The sequence below is a fragment of the Stenotrophomonas sp. P5_B8 genome (assembly GCF_054049855.1).
Genome location: NZ_JBFULO010000846.1, coordinates 1 through 652 on the forward strand (window position 1 = coordinate 1; position 652 = coordinate 652).

The 652-nt window shown below is 57.7% G+C and carries 2 protein-coding genes; both read left to right on the top strand.

The features are described from left to right. Positions 1-281 (top strand): hypothetical protein (locus ACXJKH_RS21790; RefSeq protein WP_457322505.1); only part of this gene is annotated, 281 nt, incomplete at its 5' end. 9 nt (positions 282-290) lie between these two features. Further along, positions 291-652, top strand: a 362-nt coding sequence (locus tag ACXJKH_RS21795) for a metallophosphoesterase (protein ID WP_457322507.1), incomplete at its 3' end; no start/stop codon positions are given.

Here is a 652-nt window from a genome sequence, read left to right on the forward strand (position 1 = left end):
CTACCGTTCAAACCCGTAAAATCAACGGGGAATCAAAACTCGATCCAGATCGGCCAGGTATTCCACACACTACTTTTCTCGTTCGGATGAATATTGAGGCTGACGCGCAATGCTCGGGCGAATCGTTTCATTTTCGATCCTTTGATTGCTGTGTGGTTTGCCAGGATTATCCTGACCAGCGCTTGATAACACAGGTAAATGGCAGTGTCCATTCGCGCGACTGGAATGTGCATGCATCACATTTTAACCACTGCCCCCAGCGAACCGGCACTGACCGCTAGAATGGAGAAATGGCACACGACATCATTGGCGATATTCACGGTCAGGCGGGGAAGCTCAAAGCGTTGCTCAAACAGCTGGGTTACCGCGAGCGCATGGGCGCCTGGCGGCATCCGGCACGTACGGCGCGGTTCGTGGGCGACCTGATTGATCGCGGCCCTGGGCAGCTGGAAACGCTGGAGATCGTCCGGCGCATGGTCGATGCGGGCAGCGCCGAGGCGATCATGGGCAATCATGAGTTCAATGGCATTGCCTATGCAACGCGGGACCCCGCGCAGCCGGGCCACTACCTGCGGGCACGCGGCCAGAGCAACCATGACCAGCATCGCGCCTTCCTCAACGAGGTGACGCTGGACAGTGCACTACACCGGGA